Raw genomic sequence first — 1492 nt, forward strand, 5'->3', positions numbered from 1 at the left:
GCTGTCACCTCCGAAAAACTGGCCGGGGGAGCGGTGCAGGCCCAGCATTTGCAGGAGGGGGCGGTACAAACCACGCATCTGGCGAAACACAGTGTCACCACCTCCAAGCTGTCCGGTGAATCGGTGTCGACCGACAAGCTGACCAATTTGGCCGTGACGACGGCGAAGCTGGCTTCCGCAAGCGTAACATCGGAGAAGCTGGGCAAGGAATCGGTACAGGCGGAGCATGTGGCCTTGGGTGCAATTCAACATGCGCATCTTGGCAAAGCGTCCGTGAAGACGCACCAGCTGGCTACCGGCGCCGTCACCCGCGATAAGCTGGAAGACGGTGCGGTAACGGGGGAGAAGCTGGCGGAAAACGCGGTGACGGCGCTGCACCTGACGGAAGGTTCGGTACGAGGTCCTCATTTGATAGAGGGAGCGGTCGACGGCAGCCGTTTGGCGGCGGGCGTAGTATCGGCGAAGCATCTGACGCCCGGTGCGGTGACAGGGCTGCATCTAACGGAAGGTGCGGTGCGGGGGTCACATCTGACGGAAGGCGCGGTGAGCGGCAGACATTTGTCGGCAGGGGCAGTCACAGCTATGCATTTGACGTCGGGTGCGGTCGGCACGGAGCATCTGAGACCCGGAGCCGTAGGCGAAACGCACTTGCAGGCGCAGGTGGTAACGGGGGAGAAGCTGGCGGAAGGCGCAGTCACGGCGCTGCATCTGGCGGAGGGATCGGTACACGGGCAGCATTTGGCGGAAAGCACGGTCGACGGCAGCCGCTTGGCGCCAGGGTCCGTGACGACGGCGCATTTGACGCCGAATGCGGTCGGTGCGAAGCATCTGATGGCGGAATCCGTAGGCGAAGACCAACTGCAGGCGCATGCGGTAACGGCGGAGAAGCTGGCGGAAGGCGCAGTCATGATGCACCACCTGATGGAAGGCTCGGTGCGCGGTCCGCATTTGGTGGAAGGTGCGGTGAGCGACAGACACTTAGCGGCGGCCGTGGTGACCTCGGAGAAGCTGGCAGAAGGCGCGGTGACGGCGCTGCACCTTGCGGACGGATCGGTACGCGGCCGTCATCTGGCGGAAGGTACGGTTGACGGCAGCCGCTTGGCGGAGGATTCCGTGACGTCGCAGCATCTCACGGCAGGCGCGGTCGGAGCGGAGCAGCTTGCGGTGGAAGCCGTAGGTGAGGAACACCTGCAGGCGCAGTCGGTGACGTCGGGAAAGCTGGCGCTGCGTTCGGTGACGGAGACGCATTTGAAGCTGGGCGCCGTCGGCTCGGAACAGTTGGCGGCGGAGGCCGTAGGCGAAGCCCATCTGCAGGCGCATGCGGTAACGTCGGAGAAGCTGGCGGAAGGCGCAGTCATGGGGCAGCATCTCGCAAAGGGCGCGGTCGACGGCAGCTGCTTGGCGGAGGGTTCCGTGACGATGGCGCATCTGACGCCGGGCGCAGTGGTCGCGGAGCATCTGGCGGTGGAGGCTGTGGGCGAAGCGCAGCTGC

At 64.9% G+C, this 1492-nt stretch carries 1 pseudogene; it reads left to right on the forward strand.

From position 1 onward, the window contains the following. Window positions 1-1492, forward strand: a pseudogene (locus QJ48_RS37855) (hypothetical protein); the annotation flags it as partial.

It is taken from the genome of Paenibacillus sp. A3 (assembly GCF_001399685.1).
In the GTDB taxonomy this organism is placed as follows: domain Bacteria; phylum Bacillota; class Bacilli; order Paenibacillales; family NBRC-103111; genus Paenibacillus_G.